Origin of the sequence: Enterococcus sp. C74 (assembly GCF_040887125.1) — a bacterium.
Classification (GTDB): domain Bacteria; phylum Bacillota; class Bacilli; order Lactobacillales; family Enterococcaceae; genus Enterococcus_B; species Enterococcus_B hirae.
In genome coordinates this window covers 124,379-147,781 of sequence record NZ_JBFOFA010000005.1, presented here as the reverse complement: position 1 = coordinate 147,781, position 23,403 = coordinate 124,379, and the positions used below count along the sequence as shown (strand labels likewise).

23 protein-coding genes are annotated in these 23,403 nt (G+C 37.6%); 19 read left to right on the top strand and 4 right to left on the bottom strand.

Going from position 1 to position 23,403, the window contains the following annotated elements; all coding sequences use genetic code 11:
• Positions 1-55: 55 nt before the first annotated feature.
• The 6 genes from AB3H93_RS08575 (at position 56) to AB3H93_RS08550 (ending at position 6,200) form a co-directional block, all read left to right on the top strand.
• Positions 56-802 carry a metal ABC transporter ATP-binding protein gene (locus AB3H93_RS08575; RefSeq protein ID WP_010737112.1) on the top strand — a complete coding sequence of 249 codons (747 nt, stop codon included), beginning with the start codon at positions 56-58 and terminating at the stop codon, positions 800-802.
• Positions 799-1,650: a metal ABC transporter permease gene (locus tag AB3H93_RS08570; RefSeq protein ID WP_010720851.1), complete on the top strand. Its 852-nt coding sequence runs from the start codon at positions 799-801 to the stop codon at positions 1,648-1,650. The genes AB3H93_RS08575 and AB3H93_RS08570 overlap by 4 nt, the downstream gene beginning before the upstream one ends.
• Before the next feature lie 47 nt (positions 1,651-1,697).
• Positions 1,698-2,648, top strand: a complete 951-nt coding sequence (locus tag AB3H93_RS08565; RefSeq protein ID WP_063627531.1) for a metal ABC transporter substrate-binding protein — start codon at positions 1,698-1,700, stop codon at positions 2,646-2,648.
• Positions 2,649-2,952: 304 nt separating this feature from the next.
• Positions 2,953-3,699 (top strand): hypothetical protein, encoded by a 747-nt coding sequence (locus AB3H93_RS08560; protein ID WP_010720849.1) that lies wholly within the window; start codon positions 2,953-2,955, stop codon positions 3,697-3,699.
• A gap of 24 nt (positions 3,700-3,723) precedes the next feature.
• Positions 3,724-4,896: a tRNA epoxyqueuosine(34) reductase QueG gene (gene queG / locus AB3H93_RS08555; RefSeq protein WP_010720848.1), complete on the top strand. Its 1,173-nt coding sequence runs from the start codon at positions 3,724-3,726 to the stop codon at positions 4,894-4,896.
• A 704-nt stretch (positions 4,897-5,600) separates the two neighbouring features.
• On the top strand, positions 5,601-6,200 hold the full coding sequence (locus AB3H93_RS08550) for a LysM peptidoglycan-binding domain-containing protein (protein ID WP_010737115.1): 600 nt from the start codon (positions 5,601-5,603) through the stop codon (positions 6,198-6,200).
• A 136-nt stretch (positions 6,201-6,336) separates the two neighbouring features.
• On the opposite strand, the gene AB3H93_RS08545 is transcribed toward AB3H93_RS08550, so the two are convergent.
• Together AB3H93_RS08545 and AB3H93_RS08540 are read right to left on the bottom strand one after the other, a co-directional pair.
• Positions 6,337-7,443 carry an NAD(P)/FAD-dependent oxidoreductase gene (locus tag AB3H93_RS08545; RefSeq protein WP_368020439.1) on the bottom strand — a complete coding sequence of 369 codons (1,107 nt, stop codon included), beginning with the start codon at positions 7,441-7,443 and terminating at the stop codon, positions 6,337-6,339.
• Between the two features lie 78 nt (positions 7,444-7,521).
• Positions 7,522-8,895, bottom strand: coding sequence for an MFS transporter (locus tag AB3H93_RS08540; protein WP_010737117.1), 1,374 nt, complete (start codon positions 8,893-8,895; stop codon positions 7,522-7,524).
• A 213-nt stretch (positions 8,896-9,108) separates the two neighbouring features.
• Between AB3H93_RS08540 and AB3H93_RS08535 the strand changes: the two genes are divergently transcribed.
• The 5 genes from AB3H93_RS08535 to AB3H93_RS08515 all read left to right on the top strand — a co-directional run bounded on the left by AB3H93_RS08535 (position 9,109) and on the right by AB3H93_RS08515 (position 12,593).
• A complete protein-coding gene (locus tag AB3H93_RS08535; protein ID WP_010720844.1) occupies positions 9,109-9,747 on the top strand; it encodes a GyrI-like domain-containing protein in 639 nt (212 codons plus the stop codon).
• Positions 9,748-9,819: 72 nt separating this feature from the next.
• Positions 9,820-10,275, top strand: a complete 456-nt coding sequence (locus AB3H93_RS08530; protein ID WP_010737119.1) for an arginine repressor — start codon at positions 9,820-9,822, stop codon at positions 10,273-10,275.
• A gap of 18 nt (positions 10,276-10,293) precedes the next feature.
• Positions 10,294-11,829 carry a phosphomannomutase/phosphoglucomutase gene (locus AB3H93_RS08525; protein ID WP_368020438.1) on the top strand — a complete coding sequence of 512 codons (1,536 nt, stop codon included), beginning with the start codon at positions 10,294-10,296 and terminating at the stop codon, positions 11,827-11,829.
• 2 nt (positions 11,830-11,831) lie between these two features.
• Positions 11,832-12,038, top strand: a complete 207-nt coding sequence (locus tag AB3H93_RS08520; RefSeq protein ID WP_010720841.1) for a hypothetical protein — start codon at positions 11,832-11,834, stop codon at positions 12,036-12,038.
• Positions 12,039-12,191: 153 nt separating this feature from the next.
• Positions 12,192-12,593, top strand: a complete 402-nt coding sequence (locus AB3H93_RS08515) for an organic hydroperoxide resistance protein (protein ID WP_010720840.1) — start codon at positions 12,192-12,194, stop codon at positions 12,591-12,593.
• Positions 12,594-12,875: 282 nt separating this feature from the next.
• Here the strand turns inward: AB3H93_RS08515 and AB3H93_RS08510 are convergent, their stop codons facing one another.
• Positions 12,876-13,706 carry a manganese catalase family protein gene (locus tag AB3H93_RS08510; protein ID WP_010720838.1) on the bottom strand — a complete coding sequence of 277 codons (831 nt, stop codon included), beginning with the start codon at positions 13,704-13,706 and terminating at the stop codon, positions 12,876-12,878.
• Between the two features lie 227 nt (positions 13,707-13,933).
• Between AB3H93_RS08510 and AB3H93_RS08505 the strand changes: the two genes are divergently transcribed.
• From AB3H93_RS08505 to AB3H93_RS08470, 8 genes are all read left to right on the top strand, one after another.
• Complete coding sequence (locus tag AB3H93_RS08505) at positions 13,934-15,259, top strand: ABC transporter substrate-binding protein (RefSeq protein ID WP_053766290.1); 1,326 nt, start codon at positions 13,934-13,936, stop codon at positions 15,257-15,259.
• A gap of 40 nt (positions 15,260-15,299) precedes the next feature.
• The gene (locus tag AB3H93_RS08500; protein WP_010737122.1) at positions 15,300-16,211 is read left to right on the top strand and encodes a carbohydrate ABC transporter permease; all 912 of its coding nucleotides are present in this window, start codon (positions 15,300-15,302) and stop codon (positions 16,209-16,211) included.
• Positions 16,208-17,062, top strand: coding sequence for a carbohydrate ABC transporter permease (locus AB3H93_RS08495; RefSeq protein ID WP_053766292.1), 855 nt, complete (start codon positions 16,208-16,210; stop codon positions 17,060-17,062). The genes AB3H93_RS08500 and AB3H93_RS08495 overlap by 4 nt, the downstream gene beginning before the upstream one ends.
• The gene (locus tag AB3H93_RS08490; RefSeq protein WP_368020437.1) at positions 17,063-17,677 is read left to right on the top strand and encodes a DUF624 domain-containing protein; all 615 of its coding nucleotides are present in this window, start codon (positions 17,063-17,065) and stop codon (positions 17,675-17,677) included.
• Positions 17,678-17,853: 176 nt separating this feature from the next.
• Positions 17,854-18,528: a response regulator transcription factor gene (locus AB3H93_RS08485; RefSeq protein WP_010720833.1), complete on the top strand. Its 675-nt coding sequence runs from the start codon at positions 17,854-17,856 to the stop codon at positions 18,526-18,528.
• A gap of 17 nt (positions 18,529-18,545) precedes the next feature.
• Positions 18,546-19,571, top strand: a complete 1,026-nt coding sequence (locus AB3H93_RS08480; RefSeq protein WP_010720832.1) for a HAMP domain-containing sensor histidine kinase — start codon at positions 18,546-18,548, stop codon at positions 19,569-19,571.
• 88 nt (positions 19,572-19,659) lie between these two features.
• Positions 19,660-20,526: a GRP family sugar transporter gene (locus tag AB3H93_RS08475; RefSeq protein ID WP_368020436.1), complete on the top strand. Its 867-nt coding sequence runs from the start codon at positions 19,660-19,662 to the stop codon at positions 20,524-20,526.
• Between the two features lie 36 nt (positions 20,527-20,562).
• Positions 20,563-21,942, top strand: coding sequence for an APC family permease (locus AB3H93_RS08470; protein ID WP_010720830.1), 1,380 nt, complete (start codon positions 20,563-20,565; stop codon positions 21,940-21,942).
• 222 nt (positions 21,943-22,164) lie between these two features.
• On the opposite strand, the gene AB3H93_RS08465 is transcribed toward AB3H93_RS08470, so the two are convergent.
• Positions 22,165-23,352, bottom strand: a complete 1,188-nt coding sequence (locus AB3H93_RS08465) for a toxic anion resistance protein (protein ID WP_010720829.1) — start codon at positions 23,350-23,352, stop codon at positions 22,165-22,167.
• Positions 23,353-23,403 lie beyond the last annotated feature (51 nt).

Sequence of the window (23,403 nt, the reverse complement as noted above, 5' to 3'; positions counted from 1 at the left end):
TAGTTAAACTATAGTTAAATAAAAAGTTAGGTAAACCTAAAAAGGAGTGGAGAATGTGTCAGAAGCGATCATTAATATCCAGCAATTAACCGTTGCTTATCAAGGGAAGTTAGCGCTAAACGAAGTTGATGTAATGATCCAACCCAAAAAAATCACTGGGATCATCGGTCCAAATGGTGCGGGGAAATCAACTTTTATGAAAGCTATACTGGCTTTGATTCCCAAAGTATCTGGAGAAATTTCTTTTGGCGGTTCATTGCTAAAAGAAGCACGTAAAAAAATCGCTTATGTTGAACAACGAAATGAATTGGATCTCTCTTTTCCAATTGATGTGTTAGGTGTGGTCTTATTGGGGACTTATCCATCATTAAGGTTGGGACAACGTCCGGGAAAAAAAGAAAAAGAACGAGCACAGCAAGCATTAGAAAAAGTCGGTATGGCTTCGTATGGGAAGCGACAAATAAGCGAATTGTCGGGTGGACAGTTACAACGTGTTTTTATTGCCCGCGCATTGGCGCAACAAGCAGAATGGATTTTTCTTGATGAGCCATTTGTAGGGATTGATGCCGTAAGTGAGAAAAAAATTTTTTCAATATTGAAAGAATTAAAAGCAGCAGGTAAAACGATCATCATTGTTCATCACGACTTGCACAAAGTAACAGAATATTTTGATGAAGTGATTTTATTGAATCAGCAATTGATCGCTGCCGGACCTGTTGCAACTACATTTACTTCAGAAAATCTGAAGATTGCTTATGGTGAAGTGATCGGGCAATTAGTGAAAGGAGCAAAAGAAAAATGATCCAATCGTTTATTGAAGGAATGATGAACTACCAGTTTTTACAATATGCATTGTTCACATCAATGCTCGTTGGTTTGGCTTCCGGGGTGATCGGATCTTTTATCATCTTACGAGGGATGTCGTTGATGGGAGATGCTATTTCACATGCGGTCTTACCAGGAGTAGCAATTTCCTACATGTTTGGCTTTAGTTATATTTTAGGTGCAACGGTCTTCGGCATGCTGACGGCAGGGCTCATTGGTTTTGTCACCCAACGAAGTCGATTAAAAAATGATACAGCAATCGGTATCGTCTTTAGTTCATTCTTTGCATTAGGAGTCATTTTGATTTCTTTTGCCCAAAGTGCTACGGATCTTTACCATATATTATTTGGAAATGTGTTAGCGGTGAGAGAAAGCGACCTGCAGATGACGGCGATCGTTAGCGGTATTGTGTTATTGTTTGTGTTCATTTTCTATAAAGAACTCAAAATTACTTCTTTTGATCCGATGATGGCTAAAGCTTATGGGCTAAATATTACCTTGATCCACTATTTGCTCATGTTTTTCCTGACGTTAGTCGCAGTGGTTAGTTTACAGACAGTAGGGACGATCTTGGTGATTGCGATGTTGATCACACCAGCTGCTACAGCTTATCTATTAACGAATAGTTTAGTGAAAATGATTGCTATTTCATCAACAGTTGGTGTATTAAGTGCAATCTTAGGGGTATTTTTTAGTTATAGCTATAACTGGCCTTCCGGTGCAACCATCGTTTTAGCTTGCGCGCTATTCTTTCTGTTGGCATTTTGCTTTTCACCTTCTAAGGGAATCTTTTTTGCTCATAAACGGGTCATAAAAAGCGAGTAAAAAGAATGATCATGTAAAACAAATCATTTGAAAAAAGGAGTAATGAGATGAAAACCAATAACTATCGGATTTTTTGGGTAATGTTCGCAAGTTTCTTTTTGTTAGTGGGCTGTGGCAGTCAAGAAAAGCAGGAAGCTAATAAAGAAACGACTAAAGAAACATTGAATGTTGTAGCAACCAACTCTATCTTAGCGGATATGGCAAAAGAAGTAGGAAAGGAACATGTAGCTGTTCATAGTATCGTGCCTGTAGGAACAGATCCTCATGAATATGAAGTGTTACCAGAAGACATCAAAAAAGCGAGTGATGCCGATGTGATTTTATATAATGGGCTAAATCTAGAAACTGGTAATGGCTGGTTTACAAATTTAATGGAAACCACACATAAAAAAGAAGAGAAAGATTATTTTGCAGTGAGTAAAAAAGTAACACCCATTTATTTATCAGGTGGGACTTCCAAGAGTAAAGCTGACCCTCATGCCTGGTTAGATTTATCGAATGGGATGAAGTATGTGGAAGAAATTACCCGTATTTTTTCAGAAAAAGATGCTGAAAATAAAGCAGTCTATGAAGAAAACGCAAAAAAATATATTGAAAAGTTGAGCGAATTGGATGAAAAAGCTAAAACAAACTTTCAAACAATTCCTGAAGATAAAAGATTATTAGTAACGAGTGAAGGAGCTTTCAAATATTTTTCCAAAGCTTATGGAATCCCAGCAAGTTATATCTGGGAAATCAATACAGAAAGTCAAGGAACTCCTGAACAAATGAAACGAATCATCAATCAAGTAAGAGACTCTGCAGTACCCGCTTTGTTTGTCGAAACAAGTGTTGATCCTAGAAGCATGGAACGTGTAGCGAAAGAAACGGGAGTAGCTATCTATGATCGATTATATACAGACTCTATCGATAAGGAAGGCAAACCAGGAGATTCTTATTATAAGATGATGGACTGGAATATCCGAACGATCCATGATGGGTTGACTCAAGAAAAATAAATGGTACAAAATAACTTTCATTCAAAAAAACTAGAAAAGAATGCGTGCTAAATAGCCAGCCGAAGAAATCAAAATCAGTTCATTAGATTTTGATTTCTTCGGCTTATTTATGCTAAAAATCAAGATTAAAAAAACAAGAAGCAGGAGGATTCATTTACCCTGATTTATGTGGACAGGAAATCAAGCGAAGGCTCACTTATTTTGCAAGTAAAAAAATAAAAAAAACGTCTGCTTTTTGTTAGTTTCGGATACCTTTTTTTGTTGTTTTCCGTTATAGTTAAAGATAAGAAAGGAAGGTAAAGCTATGAATTTTACGCGTAAAGATAAACAACTAATCAAAGAAGAAATCCTTAAAGTGATCGAACAACAGGATAGCTCTGATAAAGATCAAGACCTTCAATTTCTTGAAACAGAAATGGCTAAATTATTCATAGCAAGTCCAAGTGAATCGGATGTAGAAGAACGTTATCCGGGGAAATGGCTTTTTGATGAATTTCAGCCATTAGATGAACAGACTGGAATTGGTTATTTTGTCTCGATTTCTTCTGTTGGATTTATTCCAGGAGTATTAGTGAAACAAAATAATGAAATCAATATCAAGGCATGGCCAGCATTATTTTCCACAATGGGGACAGAAGGGGTCATTGAAAAAATTCAATCGGCTTATTATAAAAGTTCGTTTATTGCAAATAGTAAACTAATGAATACATTCTATAATCGTTTGGTTTTGATTGCCCGCCCAGGAGATATTCCACAAACATTTACCTACTCGCAGCAAAAGAATCTCTACGAAGAAACATTATATTCCAGAGATTTATCCACTTTTTCCGCAGTAGAACAGGTTCGATTGCATGAATTGTTGCATACTAAGCCAGTATCGCTCAACTTTTTTCAAGCGCTAGATAACCAAAGAAAATGGTTGTCTCTCAACTATTGGGAAATCTTTGCTACTAGAAAAAGATGGATGGAAGAACGAAAGATCGCAGATCAACAGATCCAATTTGTCCAGCTAAAAAGAGATCGGCTTTATTACGGAATTTATAGTCGCTAGCAATTATTTGAATAGGTGGAAAAGATGACAAAAACCTTAAAAGAAGAAATCATTGAAGAAAGCAAACGTTTAGGTATTGATAAAATCGGATTTACGACGGCAGAACCCTTTGATTATTTAAAAGAGTCTTTAGAAGAACAAAAAGCCGCTGGACATACTTCGGGATTTGAACATCCAGTGATTGAAGAACGTTTATATTTAGAAAAAACTTTTGATCGCCCACAATCGATTATCGCTATTGCTTTAGCTTATCCAACCAAGATCCATGAAGAGGTCCCAAAAGATGAAAAAAGAGGACAATTTGCGCGGGCATCTTGGGGAATCGATTACCATGATATTTTACGTGACCGTCTCAATCAATTGATTACTTTTATCCAAAGCAGAGCAAGTGTCTGGCAACAAGAAGAAGCTTGGCGGTTTGCCCCACAAGTGGATACTGGAGAATTAGTAGATGTGGCTGTTGCACAAAGAGCAGGACTAGGATTTATTGGTCGAAATGGGTTGCTGATCACAGAAGAATACGGTTCATTCGTGTATCTTGGAGAAATCGTCACCAATATCGTATTTGAACCTGATGAACCAGGTGTTTTTGGCTGTGGTGATTGTACTCGTTGTGTGACAGCTTGTCCGACAAAAGCTTTGTTAGGCGATGGCAGGATGAATGCACAAAGATGTTTATCTTATCAGACCCAAACCAAAGGGCTAATGCCAAATGAGTATCGGAAAAAAATGCGAAATGTCATTTACGGGTGCGATATCTGTCAGTTAGTCTGTCCTTATAATCAAGGGAAAGATTTCCATTTCCATGAAGAAATGGAACCAAAAGTAGAAGAAGTCTATCCGAAATTAAAACCAATGCTTTCTTTATCAAATAAAGAGTTTAAACAACAGTTTGGGCATTTAGCTGGTTCATGGCGAGGGAAAAAACCATTGCAAAGAAACGCTTTGATTGCTTTAGCAAACCTTGGGGATACTTCGGCTTTACCTGAGATCGAAAGCTGTTTAAGTGATGTTCGACCGGTTATTCGAGCAACCGCTGCTTGGTCGATTGGGCGTTTAGGTAGAAAAGAACCAGAAAAATGGTTGGAAACTTTAGAGCAAATGAAACAACGCGAAGAAGACCAAGAAGTGATTACAGAAATTATAGAAGCGCAAGAAATGTTAGCCAAGAAAACAAAGCGAAAAAAGAGGACATGAAAGAAGCGGTCAGCTCCGAGCGAATAAGAGAAAATTTTATGTACAAGATTCCTTTCACTTCTATAATAAGAAAAAAATAGAGTATTATGTTAAAACAAGCGTAGTACGACAAAGAGACTAGGACAGTTAGTTTGTTCTAGTCTTTTTATTGATTAAAGTAAAATAATGGATCATAACTAAATAATAAAAAGAATCTGTATTAGAAAATTTCAATACTTAGAGTAGTATAATCCACTGAATGTTCGACTTGTTTGTAATTGAAGCAGTTCAAAAAATAGAATACTATCGGTTTTTTTAGCAAAAAATCTAGAAATACCAGAAATTTCAAAAATATTAAAAAATTTATCCTAAAATTTTTTAGTAAAGGTTGTAATAATTACTCAATTTTTTGTCGTTTTGACACATAATTACTAAAAAAAAGGATAAATTAAATAAAAAAATCAAAAAAGTTAAAAAAAAATACTAGAAATATTACAAAATATAAGATTTTCTAAACTTTATAAGAAAATGTTAAAAAACGGTTTCTTTCTTATGAGATAAGGGTTCTAGGACTTTAGTCGTACTTTTTTGTCCAGAGTTATGTTACAAATGTTAAAAATTAGGATATTTTGTCATTAAATGTCATATTTCTTTTACCTATGAAATATTTCTAGATGATAAAGTTAATGACGTTGATAAATACATGGAAAAAAAAGGAGATAAACATGAATTCAATTAAGAAGATCGTTTTAGGAACAACTTTTGCTGCTGGTGCAACTGCAATGTTTGTAGGAACAACTGCTCATGCTGACGAAGTCTATACAATTAAATCAGGTGATTCACTATCAAAAATCTCACAAAAATTTGTTGGAGATAACTCATTGATCGATGCAATCGCTGAAAAAAATGGTATCAAAGACATCAACCGCATCTATGTTGGCGAAGAATTAACGATCCCGACTTCAAGTGATGCTTCAGCAAAAACAGTCGAAGCACCAAAAACAACTGAAACAGTAACGGAAGAACATACATATGTTGCTCCAGTTAAAACAGTTGAAGTAACACCTGCTGCTCCAGCTGCTCAAACAGCAACAGCTCCAAGCAATTCAAGTTCTGCAAAAGAATGGATTGCGAATAAAGAATCAGGCGGTTCTTACACAGCAACTAACGGCCGTTACATCGGACGTTACCAATTAGATGCATCATACTTAAATGGTGACTATTCTGCTGCAAACCAAGAACGCGTAGCTGATCAATATGTATCATCACGTTATGGCTCATGGGATGCTGCTCAAGCATTCTGGTTAGCAAACGGCTGGTACTAAGTCGATTATTGAATACTAATAAAAAGACAAAACCAAGAAATCGTGTCATTCGATTTCTTGGTTTTTTTGCTGTTTAGGGATGAGACAGTAATGACGAAAAATAAAGATGAATGAAATAGTTATCTCTTTGTTCATCTTAGGTTTTCTTGATGTAGTTATGGAGATCTTTTTGATAGTCCGTTCCATGCCACGTACCAGTATTTATAAATTCAGCTAAGAGATAACCGATATAAGGACCAGTCGTCAAACCAGAAGAACCGAGTCCACTTGCGACGATCAGATTTGGTTCATCGAATAAAGGACCAAAAAACGGAGCAAAATCAGACGTATATGCCCTCGTTCCTACTTGTAACTGATAAGGCTGTGAAAGTAATTTTTCTGGTTGTACAAAAAAAGCTTTTGTCTGTTCAGTCAACTGTAAAAATGCTTCATTAGTAGGAGTCAGATCCCATCCTTGTTCATTTTCATGTGTAGCGCCCAATAAGATTTTTCCGTCATTGAAGGGAATGAGGTCTGCTTCTCCATCTAGCATGGCAACAGGCCATTTTTGGCTTTGGAGCTGATGAGTAGTAAAAGCGATCAACTGCCCTTTTTGAGGACGAAGATCGACCTGATAGCCTAATGGTTCCAATAAAGGCTTCAAGGAAGGTCCAGGAGTCAAAATGACCCGGTCAAACGGTTCTTCACCAAATTCTCCGAGGATCAGCCAATCATCATTCCTTTTTTGTAGGCGAATCTTATCGTTTATTACTGTTACACCAGCCCTTTTCAAGCGTGCCGTTAAATAATGAAGGTAAGCTTTTCCGTCTAAACGGCCACCACCAGTGATGAATAAAGAGGGGGTCGGTTTTAATAAAGGAAGTAAATCAGCTGTTTGATCCGCTTTTAATAAATGGATTTCTCCGATCTCAGGTGCCTCTTTTTTTCGTTCTTCTGCAAGATCAAGTAATTCTGCTAATTGTTCTTTTTGTCGAAGCAAGAGTGTACCGGAACGAGCATAAATGGTCGGATCAAGTGCGAAATCTTGCACTAATTTTGGGAAAAATGCCGCACCGTCTTTGGCTAAACGATACCATGTTTTATTTCTTCTTTTGGATAACCATGGAGAAATGATTCCCGCACTTGCTTTGGTTGCCTGACCGATTCCATAGTCAAATAAGGTGATGCTGTATTTTGTGGTATCTACATAATTGGCTAATGTCATACCGATGATTCCACCACCGATAATGGCGATTTTTTCCATGTTTGATTCCTCCTTTACTTACAAATTGTATTTTTGCACAAAAAAACGGCAGTTGCAAACGACTGCCGTTTCAATCAATCATGAATGTTTTGTAGTTAAACTATAACGAATAAATAAGATAAAGCTGATAACTAATAGAAGAAGTAATACACCTAAAGCAACTTGTGAACCGAATGTCGTGGCGACTTTATAGCTCAAATCAGCATGCGCTTGAATAAGGTTGATAATGATTGCCACTAATGAAGTAGCAACGGCACCAGAAAATTGTTGTAAGGTGTTAAAAACAGCATTGCCATCACTTTGATAGTCATCCGTTAAAGCATTCATCCCAGTGGTCATCATATTGCTATAAGACAAACCAATCCCTATCATATAGATCACGTGGCAAGTAATCAACAATAGCAATGAAACATGTCCTAGAAGAAAGACTAGTGCGGACCAACCAACAAGAGCAAGGAGTAATCCGGCAAAAATCGGTTTTTTGGGACCGTGTTGATCAAGCAGTTTTCCAGAAAAAGGCGATAATACAGCGCCAATCGTAGCTCCTGGCAACATGGCGATTCCAGCGATGAAAGGGCTGTTTCCTTGAACAATCTGAACAAAATTTGGTAAGACAAAAGAAACGCCTAGCAATAAGAACTGGTAGATTAAAAAGCTAAATAAGAATAAACGAAATGTTTTATTAGAAAAAATGGTTAGTTGGATCAATGGATAATCGGCTTTTTTTGTTCGTTGATAAAAAAGGATCCCACCAATAATCGCTATTAGTAACGCAAACCAACTAAGCGGTTGTCCTAGCATACTCAAAAACGTTAAGCTACCGCTAAATAATAAACACAAACTAAATACACTCAACACATCCAAACGTCCACTTTTTTGAACGGGCATTGAAGGAATAGCAACTAAGCCGATGCCAAGAGAAAGAATCAAAATAGGAATCAAGAAAAGAAAGATATGATTCCAAGTGAAATTTGAAGTTAAGATTCCCCCATATGTTGGCCCGATAGCCGGAGCAATTGCTGTGGTCAGTGTTCCCACCCCCATCATCGCTCCGCGGCGGTTCATAGGCGCAAAGGTCAAAATAATATGGAACATTAGTGGTAAAGCAATCCCGGTAGCTGCCCCTTGTAAAAGCCGACCAAGTAATAAAATGAAGAAAGTCGGAGAAAAGAAGTCAACAATGATTCCTGCTAAAAAAAGCAGGTTTGAAAGTAAAAAGAGACTTCTAAGGCTGAAATTTCGTGTTAAATAAGTTGATAATGGCACGATGATCGAGATCATCAGCAGGTAAATCGTTGTCACCCATTGAACTTGTGCAGTCGTTAATTGAAACTGGTTGATCAACGTTGGAAATGTGACGTTCATTGCTGTTTCGATCAACACTCCCGCAAAAGACATCATGCCGGTTGCGATGACTGCAGGTACTAAGAGTAATTGTTTTTGTTTTGTCATATCCTCACCTCAAAAAATTTCGTAAAAAAAGAGAGTGATTTCTATTATAAAAATAGAAACCGCCTCTCTCTCGACACGTAATATACGTGTTATCTGTACGATTTATTTCCATCGCTTATTCTAGCATAGAGGTAAAAAAAGTGTCAACCAGGTTAGCCAAGTCTTTTGAAAAGAGTTATGATAGTAGAGAATAAATCATCGCAGGAGGAAAAAATGGCTACGATTGATTGGAAAAAAACGGAACCAGGTTATAGTAGTAAAAAAAAGCCACAGATCTTAACGTTATCCCCACAGAATTTTTTTAGCATAAAAGGAGTAGGGGATCCAAATGAAGACGATTTTCAGCGACGAGTGGCAGCTTTATATGCTGTTAGTTATGCGATCCGAATGGCCCCAAAGAAAAATTGGCAGATTCCTAACTATCTTCCCTACACTGTTTATCCATTAGAAGGACATTGGGGATTACAAGAAGCTTATTTGCAAGAAAAAGTAATGAAGAAGAGTCATTTTGCTTATCAGATCATGATCAAACAACCTGAATTTGTGACGAAAGAAGTTGCACATGAGGCTCTACTACGTGTAGCGGACAAAATTCCCAATGATTTGTTCGACCAAGTAGTATTTAGTAGCATGGATGAAGGATTAGTCGCTCAGATGCTTCATGTGGGACCATATGAGGATGAGCCACAAACCTTTGAAAAATTAACAACGTTTATCGAAGAGCAGGGGTATCAACGGATAGCTAAAGAACATAAAGAAATTTATTTAGGTGATCCGCGCAGAGCCAACCCAGAAAAACTGAGAACGATTTTGCGTGTCAAGATTGCGCCAAAAAATCAACTAAAAAAATAAAAGTAAAAAATACCAAAAAAGGCAGAAAAACGATTATTTTTTTGCTATAATCAAAGACAAGAGGTGTCCGCTATGAAAAAAATCCAACGACAAGCATTGATTCGTCAGATCATCACAGAAAAACCAATCAGCACACAAGAAGAACTATTGCTTTGTCTTCAAGACGCAGGGGTGACAGCCACTCAAGCAACTATTTCGCGTGATATCCGTGAGCTGAAGTTAGTGAAGTCTACGGATGAAAATAAGCAAGTTCGTTACAATCTATTCAGTCAGCCTGCTGAAACGTTACATGAAGAACGACTACAAGCAGCTGTTAAAAGAGAAGTTTTGAAAATACAAGTTGTTCAATTTATGATCGTGGTGCTAACAGAAAAAGATGGGGCGGATGTCGTAACCAATTGGCTAGATGAAGTCGCTTATCCAGAAGTTGTTGCAACGATTGCTGGAGTGGATACATTCATTGTGATTTGCCGTTCGGAAGAAGAAGCACAAGATTTTGCAGAAAAATTAGAAAGAATGAGGGAATAAAAGAAGGGAGAATGATTTATGTTTTTGTTGAAAGCGCTACAAAACGGATCTGATATTCGAGGGATTGCCATGACGACGGAAACACATTCAGCTAATTTGACACCAGCTGAAATCCAAAAAATAAGTTGTGGCTTGGTTAATTGGTTAAAAAGGGATCACCCACGCAAATATCAAGAAGGTAAATTAACGGTAGGAGTGGGGCGGGATAGTCGAATCAGTGGTCCAACGTTAGAAAAAGCGCTGATTGACGGATTAATCGAACAAGGCATAAATGTTCTTGATTTTGAGTTAGCTACGACACCGGCGATGTTTATGGCTACTCAGTTTTCTCAATTCCAGTGTGATGCAAGTGTGATGCTAACAGCTAGTCATTTGCCGTTTTACTTTAACGGCATGAAGTTTTTTACAGCTAATGGCGGCGCAGAAAAAGAAGATATCGCATTTATTTTATCAGAAACAACACCAAATAAAACCAATCATAAGGGGACAGTCCAAAAAGCTGATCTGTTAACACCTTATGCAGAAGACTTAGTTCAAAAAATCAAAAATGGTATTAGAAAGAAAGGAATGTCTGACACAAAACCGTTAGCTGGCTGGCGGATCATCGTAGATGCAGGAAATGGCTCCGGTGGTTTTTTTGCTGAAAAAGTACTACAACGATTAGGAGCAGATACGGCAGGTTCGCAGTTTTTAGACCCCGATGGTCATTTTCCGAACCATATCCCGAATCCAGATAATGCTGAAGCCATGGCAAGTATCAAGCAAGCTGTTTTAGAAAGTCAAGCCGATTTAGGAGTGATCTTTGATACGGATGTTGACCGTTCGGCAGTAGTCAGTGCAAGTGGTCAAGTGATCAATCGTAACAATTTGATCGCCTTATTAAGTACGATCGTGTTAAAAGAATACCCTGGAGCGACGATCGTAACTAATTCACCAACGTCTAATCACCTAGAAACGTTTATTGAAGAAAAAGGTGGCAGACAAGATCGTTACATTTCAGGTTATCGTAATGTCATCAATCGTGCAATTGCATGCAATAAAGAAGGGATCGATGTTCCGTTAGCGATTGAAACAAGTGGACATGCAGCATTCAAGGAAAATTATTTTTTAGATGATGGTGCCTATGTCATTGCAAAAATTTTGATGCTTTTGCCAGAACTGAAACAAACAGAACAAACGTTGGAAGAGATTATCCACGACTTAAAACAGCCACAAGAAGTACAAGAAATTAGGTTAAGGCTTAGTGGAGAGGATCCGAAAAAACAAGGGGCAACAATTATTCAAGGGCTAGCGAACGAATTGAACGAAGAGGGACTGGTATTTCATCCGGAAAATGAAGAAGGAATACGTTATGATCTAAAAGAACCATATGGGAATGGCTGGTTTTTATTACGAGCAAGTTTGCATGAGCCATTACTGGTGCTCCAGATCGAAAATGATGAAGTTGGAAAAAATCAACACGTTTTACAGCTACTTGCGGAACATTTAAAGAAATACTCAAATGTTGAACCACTGATAGTGGATACTAAGGAAGCGAAGGGAAATGAAAAGTAAAAATGGTTGCGAACATAGTAATTTTTTTGACTGTATTAGTTTATGGTGTTAATTTTTTAGTTTTTCTTTATCTTAGAATCAATCATATCAAAAATTGTGTAGAGAAATTAGCTATTTATTTGGGAACAAACATGACTTTATTATTTACGAGTGGTATTTTTCTCTTTTTTGGAAAAATCATTGAAGATGGCATCCTTGTTTTTGAATAAGTAACTTTCATGAGAAAATAAACTAAAATGCTCATGTTAATCAAGCAGTCCTCAATCGTTGCAGTATGAATTTAGGAGCAGAATTTTTGAACAAATCGCTAGATATGCTTACACTGGTAATAGACGAAGTGTCATATCGAAAGGAGCAGTACAATGAAAAAATTATACGAAACAGCGATGATCAATCATGGTGGACGAGAAGGCGAAGTAGCAGCACCAAATGGTTCGATGCAAATGAAGATCACTCCTCCAGGCATCCATGCTGAAGGAACAAATCCGGAACAACTATTTGCTGCGGGCTATGCCTCATGTTTCAATGGTGCACTGCAACATATGATCAAAGAAGCTAATTTGTCCGTAGACTCCACAGTTAAAGCACGGGTTTCACTTTACACACTTGATGAGGGTGGTTATAAAATCGGTGTGGTCTTAGAAGTACATGTTGACGATGTGAGCGAGGAACAAGCCAAGCAATTAGCGGAAGATGCCCATGATTACTGCCCTTATTCAAAAGCGACAAGAGGAAATATTGATGTTGAGGTAGTGACAGTTTAAACGATTTTTCTATCTAAGGAAGAAGTAAGTACCTTTAGATAACTACTTTTTTTATAAAAAACAGGACCGGTAGAATTTTCTATCGGTCCTAAAAATGATGGTGACGAGTCTCAAACTATTCTTGGCTTATAAATGCCAATAGAAGCTAAAAAATGATCGACCAGCAAGCATTTCTACTGTCTTTAGTAGGATAGCAAAGGCTTGCAGGTCGATCATTCTTATTTTTATTCTGTTGAGTGGCAAGGTCCCAAAGGATGTTGGACACAACTACTTTTGCATGTTTTATTTTTTACTTGGCGGTGTCCCATACATTTTTGGTGTAACCCGTTGTAATTTTGGTTTATCACCTTCAATTTTTGGTTCTGCTAACCATTGGTATTCGCCTTCACCATCTAAGGCTTCGCCACTTGCCCAAGAGCCTTTACTACTTTCATCACCTTCTGAGAAATTATAAAAGTCATAGGCGATATCTTTTCGTTCGTTTTCACGATTGAACGTACTTGGTACAAGAATGGATCCTTCGTTTTCTTCCAATTCTTTCACGGCACTTGCCCATAAGTTTTGATGATAACTATCTCTTGCAAGTAAGACTGCTAATAAGTCTTTGACGCCACGGTCATCGATCATTTCATAGATACGAGCGACTTGTAACCGTCCCTGAGATTCAGCATTTAGATTGGCACGGAAATCAGCTAACAAGTTTCCACTTGCAACGATATAACCGCCACTCCAAGGGTTGCCAACACTATCAGCAGGGCGTGGTCCTAAGCCAGCGACAATTGCATGTTGAGGATTCATACCAGAGATGATTGCACCGATCGTAGGATCTTTTTTCATTGCTTCTTCTTGGTCTTCAACTGGCGCATCTTCTAATAAGCGTGCGACCATCGTTGCCAACATTTCGACATGTCCAAGTTCTTCTGTTGCGATATCCATTAACATGTCTTTATATTTTTCTTCTCCTCGGCAGCTCCAACCTTGAAACAAGTATTGCATTGCCACACTCATTTCTCCGTATTGTCCACCGATAAGCTCTTGTAAATATTTTGCGATTAACGGATTCGGACGATCTGGTTTTGCTTCAAACTGTAATTCCTTTTGGTGTCTGAACATCAAAAATTCCTCCTAATCTTTTATTAATACATTTACATTCTGCACTTTAAAATGAGAAAACACAAAGGAAATGCTTAGAAAAAATATAGTGGTAGATTTAATCTGATATATGAGTAGACACGCCTAATAAATTGTTATTTTCTGATTAAAATGATATCGTTATATTAAAATGTTATCGGTTGCAAATGACAAAAGATAACCTTTTTATTAAAAAACGGAGGGATAAAATGAAAAAGTTGTTAGTTACTGGGGTGCTGGCAAGTACAGCATTATTTTTGTTGGGAGGTTGTGGTTCAAGTAGTGCAAAGTCAAACGCAGCTAGTTCATCTGAAAAAACAAGTGACGGGAAGAAAACTATTGATTTCTGGTCATTTTGGGGATCAGGAGCACGTAAAGAAGTGATCGAAGAGATCATTGACGATTACAATCAATCACAAGATAAGATCCAAGTAAATTATAAATACCAACCGTGGGGGGATATTTGGACCAAATCATTGTCAGCGATTACAGCGGGGAATGCACCAGACGTGATTGTTCAAGATATCAATTCAGTTGCTCAAAGAGCTGAAGCGCAACAGGCCACAAACTTATCTAAATATGTAGATGAAGAGACCTCAAAAGATTTTTATCCACAATTGTGGGATACAGTGGAGTACAAAGGTGATCCCTATGCGATTCCGTTCAACACAGATACTCAAGTTATTTTTTATAATAAAAAATTATTTAAAGAAGCAGGAATCGCTGAAAAAGATTTACCAACTACATGGGATGAATTAGAAAAAACCGCCCATCAATTGGATAAAAAAGATAAAAAAGAATTCACACGAATTGGATTTTATCCTTTATGGAATTTAGGGGCAGATGTCTGGGCATTAAATGCAGATAATGGGACAAGCTGGTTTGATCAAGACGACAAAATCAAAATCGATACGAAGAATAAAGTTGAAGCATTAGAGTGGATCCAAGATTGGCAAGACTATTATGGGAAAGATACGATCAATAAATTAGAGGCAGAATTTGGCTCAGGTGTTTCTGATCCATTCATCTCAGGTTTAGTCGCAATGCGTGCCCAAAATATCAATTATTATTCGAGCTTGATGGAAAATGCTCCAGAAGATTTTGATTTTGGTGTCATTCCGCTTCCAGAAAAAGAAAAAGGTTCTGGTCATTGGTCATGGGGCGGAGGCTTTGTACTCGAAGTACCTTATGGGGCAAAAGATCCAGAAGCTTCTTATGACTTTATCAAGTATCTTTCTTCACCAGAAGTTCAAGAAAAATTTGGCGAAAAGAGTTTTGATATTATGGCAAGTAAAACAGCCAATGAGAACTTAGTGAAGAATGAACAGCTAAGTGACAAGGGACGAATGATCTATCAAATGGCTGATGAGAATTTCAAAAATACGGTCATTACACCTGTCCCATTAGCAGCACCAGATTATACGACACTAGTGAACGAACAAATCGATCAAATTCTCTTAGGAACAAAAACACCAAAAGAAGGTTTAGCTGATGCTCAAAAAGCGGTGGAGAATCTAGTAAAACAAAATAACTAATCAACTGTTGACTAATTGAAAGAAAAAAGGAGGCAAGAAAATGAAGCGTTTATCAATCCGAAAGAAAAAAGAGGCAAGATGGGCCTATTTATTTATCTCGCCTTTTATTATTGGCTTTGTCGTCTTTATGTTAGGGCCCATGCTTTTTTCTGTTATCGGAAGTTTCACTGATTATAATTTGACTTCTAAAATGAATTTCATTGGATTAGCTAATTTTAGACGGATGTTTCTACACGATGATCTTTTTTGGAAATCATTATACAATACAGTGTATTTCGTCCTATTCAATGTTCCTTTAACCACAATGTTTAGCGTATTTCTAGCAACGATTTTAAATCAAAAGATCAGAGGTATCAGTATTTTCCGAACGATGTTTTATTTACCTGCAGTCCTATCTGGTGTTGCTGTTTATATTTTATGGATGCAACTGCTTTCACCTTCTGCCGGGTTGATCAATACGTTTCTAGGTTGGTTCAATATTTCTGGACCAGCCTGGTTGTTTGATCCTAACTGGACAAAGCCAGCTTTGATTTTAATGAAAATCTGGAGTTCTGGCGGAGCAATGTTGCTTTATTTAGCGACTTTGCAAAACGTTCCACGCTCTTTATACGAATCAGCAGCGATTGATGGTGCTGGCGTATGGGGGAAATTTAAAAATATCACGTTGCCATTGATCACACCGATTATCTTTTACGATGTGATTACTTCAACGATTGGTTCTTTTCAAATTTTTCAAGAGGCTTATGTGATGACTAAAAATGGAACAGGTGGACCAGCTAACTCTTTACTATTTTATAATCTTCACATGTGGAATAAAGCTTTTGTCGCATTCGACATGGGGTACGCAATGGCGATGTCAATGATCCTATTTTTGATCGTGTTAGTATTGACTTTTATTAATTTGAAACTGGCACCTAGATGGGTCTATTACTCTGGAGGTGATGGCAAATGATGGAATATTTCAAAAGAACAAGTGTTAATCGCCAAACCAAAAAAATCGTTAGTTATCTCCTCATGACTGCTATCGGGATCGTATTGATCACACCATTATTGTGGATGGTATTTACTTCTTTAAAACCAATGGAAGAGATCGTACGTTATCCTCCAACTTTTTTTCCAGAAAAAATTGTTTGGCAAAACTATCTGGATACAATTACTGCTTTCCCCTTCTGGCGTTATGCAAGGAATACTTTATTGATCACAGTCTTAGTGGTATTTGGCAATGTTCTCTCGAATTCCTTCATTGCTTATGGGTTTGCGAAATTAGATTTTCCAGGAAAAAAGCTAATGTTTGCTTTAGTCCTTTCTACGATGATGATTCCAGGTTTTGTGACCATGATCCCCCAATATGTTCTATTCTCAAAAATAGGCTGGGTAGGAACTTATTTACCATTGATCGTTCCATCATTTTTCGGCAATGCATTTAATATATTTTTGATGCGTCAATTTTATTTATCCATCAATGATGAATTAATTGAAGCGGCAGAAATCGATGGAGCAAATCATTTCTATATTTGGAGCCGTCTGATGCTGCCGCTGACTAAACCAGCGTTAATCACGATTGCGATCAATTCATTCAATGCGGCTTGGAACGATTTTTTAGGGCCGTTATTATACATCCAAGATCAAGAGAAGTATACTTTACAGATTGGGTTGCAAGTTTTCCAAAATCAGGCGACGACTCAATGGAATTATTTGATGGCAGGAGCCACACTTGTTTTGATCCCAACGATTTTGATGTTCTTCTTTGCGCAACGTTACTTTATTGAAGGAATGGATTTGACAGGAGGGTCAAAAGGCTAAATGAATAAAATTCATAGTGAAAAAATCAATCAGCATTTTTTGACAGTCATTGAATGGATTCCGTCATTGCTTATTTTGCAATTCTTATGGCTATTAACTAGCTTACCGCTGTTGACAATCGGCAGTGCTAGTCGTACGGTTATGTCTACCATTTATCACTACCACAAAAACGAAGAGAAAAAGATCCATACGTTGTTTTGGCAAGAACTTCGTCATAATTTTTTGACCTATCGTAAGCAAGACCTCATAGTCAGTTTCTATTTATTGCTTTTACTGATTGATAGTCGTATTTTTCTTTACTGGGGCGGAGCATGGGGATTGATATTGATGTATGCTTCGTTAAGTATCCTTTTTTTAAGTATCGTGATGGTTAGCTACCGTATGTTGCTCCAACTAGAGAGAGCAAACGAAGTCTCTCTTTTTGCTGCTTTTATTTTATTTTTTTATCAATGGAAAAACGCTCTCTTACATTTAGGGGGAACCCTGCTACTACTGCTTTTTTTATTCTTACTGGGACCTATTTATGTGGTTTTAGTCGGAGGAAGTTCATTGCTTTATTTACAAACTTTTTTGTTTTTTGGACGGAAAGAAATAAAAAGCCCTTCAAAAGTTTAAGAATAGTCAAAAAATTTGCGATGAAAGAATCAACTACCTGACTAAATATTGAGGAATAAACCCATCGTTTCAGATGTAAGGCGTATGGAGAGAGAAATAGTCGAAAATATGGTTACTTGTCACGTTCGGCCTTCTTTGTTATGGTTATAGCAAGAAAGAAGTAGGAGGACAACAAGATGGCAAAAATTATGGTTGTAGAAGATGAAGAAATCATCCGCCAACTCATCATGGAAGAACTGGAAAAGTGGCAGTTTGAAACGTTCGGTACCTCTGATTTTAATCAAGTATTTGCAGACTTTGAAAAAGAAGAACCTCAACTTGTTTTATTAGATATCAATCTTCCGGTCTTTGATGGCTACTACTGGTGTCAAAAAATTCGAGAAGTCTCCAAAGTGCCGATTATTTTCATCTCCAGTCGAAATACCAATATGGATATGATCATGGCGATGAATATGGGCGCAGATGATTTTGTCACCAAGCCTTTTCAAATTGATGTGCTGATTGCCAAAATCAATGCTTTATTGCGACGTTCATACAATTATGGGGAACTGTCGAGTGAAGTCATGAGTCATAATGGGATCACGTTGAATGTTGATAATGGGAGTATGGAAATCAACGGTGAAATCATCGATTTAAGTAAGAACGAATACCGATTATTATTTATCTTGATGAAGCAACATGGGAAAATCCTTAGCAGAGAAAAGTTATTGAGAGCATTATGGGATGATGAGCGGTTTGTTGATGACAATACATTGACAGTCAATATCAATCGTTTACGTCGGAAAATCGAACAAGCAGGGATCAAAGGATATATCGAAACAAAAGTCGGGCAGGGCTATATTGTTCCCTGAAAGGATGAAAATAAATAATGAATTTCTTTAAATACTTAAAGGATCAATGGTCGTTGCTCTTAGGCTGGCTCTTTTTTGTCTTGCTAACGATTTTTGTCATGTGGTTAGCACCTAATATTTTAGTCGACTGGACGATGGTTGGCTATCTGGCGCTTATTCAAGCCGTATTTTTGTTTTTTTATTTACTTGTCCGTTATTTAAGTAAACGTCATTGGTGGGAAAAACTTGCCGATCTCAAACAAATATCTCCGCTGCAAAGTTATTTGAGTGGCGGTCATACAGAAGAAGAAAAATTAGTCGAAGATTATATCAATCAATTGATCCGTGAGCACCAAGAAGTCATGCAAGAGGCGATTAGTAACCAACAGGATCAAAAAGATTACATTGATTCGTGGGTCCATGAAATCAAGGTGCCTTTAGCAGCCTCTGAACTCTTGGTGCGTTCGATTGAATTCGATATTGATGATCAAAAATATACCCTACTAGAAAACGAACTAGCTAAAATCGATGAATATGTAGAACAAGTTCTTTATTATGCACGGTTGGATAGTTTTTCGAGAGATTATTTAATCCAAGAGTATGAATTAAAAAGCATCATTCAGCCAGTGATCCGCAGTCAGGCGAATTACTTTATTCAAAAAAATCTTCGGTATGAGATTATTGGAGAAGATCAAAGAGTTTTAACAGATGCCAAGTGGGTAGCTTTTATATTCAAACAAATTTTGAGCAATGCGATTAAATATACACCTGACCATCGAGAAATCATCATTTCGATCGAAAAGAACCAACAAGGGATCTCTTTAGCCATCAAAGACTCGGGCATCGGTATTCCTAAAGAAGACTTGTCGCGGATTTTTGACAAAGGATTCACAGGTTCTAATGGACGATTGAGTAAAACACATTCTACTGGTTTAGGGCTTTATTTGGCTAAATCCTTAGCTGAAAAACTTGGGATCCAACTACTTGCTGAATCAATTGTAGGAGAGGGAACAACGATGACCCTGTTTTTCCCAATCTTAAATTTCTATAATGAGAAACGTTAGAAAATAGTTAGAATCGAAAAAAACTTCTTGTGTTGTGAACGTTTTCGCTGATAAGTTTCATATCATGTGAAATAAAAGGAGATTAGTTATGGAAATTTTAATAGCATTAATCCCTATGGTAGCATGGGGAAGTATTGGTTTAGTAAGCGGGAAAATTGGTGGCGATGCCAATCAACAGACATTAGGGATGACGATTGGTGCATTTATCTTTTCATTAGTTGTCTTTTTCATCGTTAGCCCAACAATCACACCATGGATTTTCTTGATTGGATTCCTCTCTGGGTTAGCTTGGAGTGTTGGTCAAAACGGACAGTTCCATGGAATGAAATTTATGGGCGTTTCTGTTGGTTTGCCTTTATCGACTGGTTTTCAATTAATTTTGAATACGATTGCGGGAGCCGTTTTCTTTCATGAATGGACACAAACGAAAGATTATGTATACGGTATCCTAGCTTTAGCACTTCTTGTTAGCGGTGCCTATTTAACAGCTCGCCAAGATGATGAAGGAAAAGTTGATACTGACAATAAAATGCTTGATTTTGGTAAAGGGTTTAGAGCATTGATCTATTCAACGATTGGTTATGGTGTTTATACGATCATTGTGAACTGGGCTGACTTGGATGCGATGTCAATCATCTTACCTCAAAGTATCGGAATGATCTTAGGTGCAAGTTTCTTTGCCTTTCGTAAAGTGAAAGTGGATCAATTTGTTTGGAAGAACATGATTTGTGGTTTGCTATGGGGAATTGGGAACGTGTGCATGCTCTTAACTGTTAAATCACTTGGTTTAGCTGTTGGATTTTCATTATCACAGATGGGGATTATCATCTCAACTTTAGGTGGTATTTTCATTTTGGGAGAAAAGAAAACGAAAAAAGAACTTGTTTACGTTATTGTCGGTTGCCTTTTAGTCATTTTAGGTGGTATCATTTTAGGGTATATGAAAACGGCTTAATGGCCGTTTTCCAACCTAAAATAGGGAGGTACTGCCATGGATTTGTTTCGTAAGAAAGAAATCAATCTCAACCACACAAGTGGGATGAAGAAAGATCTGAAAACGTCCGATTTAATTATGCTTGGAATTGGCGCAATTATCGGCACAGGAATATTTGTAGTGACAGGGGTTGCGGCCAATCAAAATGCGGGTCCAGCACTGTCACTTTCATTCGTTTTAGCTGCAATCGTTGTCATTTTATCGGGGTTAAGCTTTGCTGAGTTTGCCTCACGTGTGCCAGTCATTGGTGGCCCGTATGCGTATCTTTATGTTGTTTTTGGTGAATTTGCCGCCTGGTTAACAGGTTGGTTGTTGATTGGCGAATTTCTATTAGCAGTTTCGTCGGTTGCTTCCGGCTGGTCTGGTTATGTTCAAGGGTTCTTGGAAGGATTTGGAGTCCATTTACCACAAGCCTTGACCAGTGGTTATAATCCTGACAATGGCACCTATGTCGATTTGATCGCAGTGTTCGTTGTCATATTTGTGACATACATCGTTTCTTTAGAAGCCAAAAAAGCATTAAGATTGAATAATATCATGGTTTTTGTGAAATTCGGTATTATTGCATTATTTATCGTTGTAGGGATTTTCTTTGTAAAACCTGAAAACTGGCAACCATTTACACCATTTGGTTTTTCAGGCGTTTTAGATGGAGCAGCTCTAGTCTTCTTCGCTTTCTTGGGATTTGATTCAGTTGCAATGGCAGCCGAAGAAGTGAAAGAGCCACAAAAAGACGTTCCTCGAGGAATCATTGGTTCGATCTTGATTGCCACAGCTTTATACATCGTAGTTACCTTGATTTTAACGGGGATTGTTCCGTTTACTGAATTAGGGGTCAGTGACCCAGTTGCCTTTGCGATGCGTTACGTTGGTCATGGAACAATCGGAGCTGTGATTGCAGTCGGTGCCATTTTGACGCTCTTGACCGTAACGATTTCTATGATGTATTCGCTAGCTCGGTTATTGTTTGCTGTAAGTAAAGACGGTCTTTTACCTAAATTTATGACAGAGATCGATGAAAAGCATCGGACGCCTAGAAAGGCGACTTTTGTAGCTGGGGTAGCGGCTTTATTTTTCGCTGGTTTCTTCCCATTGAATATTCTCGCTGAACTAACAAACATCATGGCGTTGACCTATTTGATGTTAGTCAGCTTAGGATTACTTAAACTAAGAAAAATGTTTGGTAAACCAAAAGCCGGTGAATTTAAAGTGCCATTTGTACCGATATTACCGATCATATCTATCGGTACATGCTTGGTATTGATGCTTCGTTTACAACCAGTCACATGGATCGTCTTCGGTATCGTGATGGCGATTGGGTTAGTGATTTACTTTGGTTATGGGTACCAACATAGTAAAATGAATCAACAAAATTGATGATTCGTTCTTTTCAAACGACCTAGGTTTAGAACCTATAGCGTAATTTGATAAGACGAGTGTAAGACATCTTGAGTCCTTCGATGAATTGGTTAGCCAAATTCATTTTGAAGGATTTCGAGGTGTCTTTTCTATCCTTTTAAAGCATAAAAAAGATGTTGGCGAATTTCACCAACATCAAAAAGTATAGAGCCTTTTTTGATTGATCCATGCAAAATAGTCTTATTGTGTTAAATCGAGTAATTTTTGTTTCAAGTCGTCTTCCATATGACCAAGTTCGACTTCTGCATGACGACGTTTTTCTTTTCCTTCTTTTTGGATGCGTAATGTTTCTTGGATCGTTTCGATCAAATCATTTTGAGTTGTTTGTAAGGTTTCAATATCAACGATCCCACGTTCATTTTCTTTTGCTGTTTCAATAGCAGAGATTTTCAACATTTCTGAATTTTTCTTCAAAAGGTCATTAGTTGTCTCAGAAACTTGACGTTGGGCAGTTACCGCATCTTTTTGGCGAAGTAACGTCAAGGCGATCACTACTTGGTTTTTCCATAGAGGGATCGCTGTTGCGATTGATGCTTGGATTTTTTCTGCTAACGCTTGGTTAGTATTTTGGATTAAACGGATCTGTGGTGCTTGCTGGATAGTGATTTGTCTTGCCAAACGTAAATCATGTGTTCGTTTGTCTAAACGATCTAGAAATTGAGTATAATCATTTGCAATTTGAACATCCATTTGATCGCCTGTTTCTTCGGCTTTTTTCATTGCTTTAGGAATGATCGTTGTTTGAAGTTCTTCCATCTTCAATTCGCCAGCTGCGATATAAATATTCAGTGCATCAAAATAATCTTTGTTTTTTTGATAGAGTTGTTCGAGCATCAAATTATCTTTTAAAAGCCCGTCTTTTTCTTTTTCTAATTTAACAGAGATTTTATCGATTTGGGCACCGATCTTTTGATATTTTGCAGTCACTTCATAGATTGATTGTTTTACTTTGCCAAACATCCGTTGGAAAATATTGCCTTCGCCAGCTCGTAATTCATCAGGATTTGCTTCTTGCAGACGATACATCAATTCAGTCAATGAATCTCCGACAGGACCAATATCTTGTGCCTGTACATGATTTAACATGGATTGTGAAAATTCACTTAACTTCGTTTGAGCAGCAGAACCGTAGCTGATCACCGACTGCGCATCTGAAACATCAATTTTAGCTGCTAGCTCTTTGGCTTGCTCTTGTCGTTCAGCAGGTAGTTTATCAATCAAGCGTGCAGCGGTTTGTTGTTCTTGCAAAGCATTGATTTCTGACTGTTGTGTTTGGGTTAATTTATCTGTTGGGGTAGAGAACGGATTATTTAACAAATCATCTAACGTGTCATTTACAGGTGTTACCTCTTTAGGTTTATTATCCATTTAAAACTCCTCCTCGTGGTTCAATGTGATGCGATAGGTTCAATGTTATCA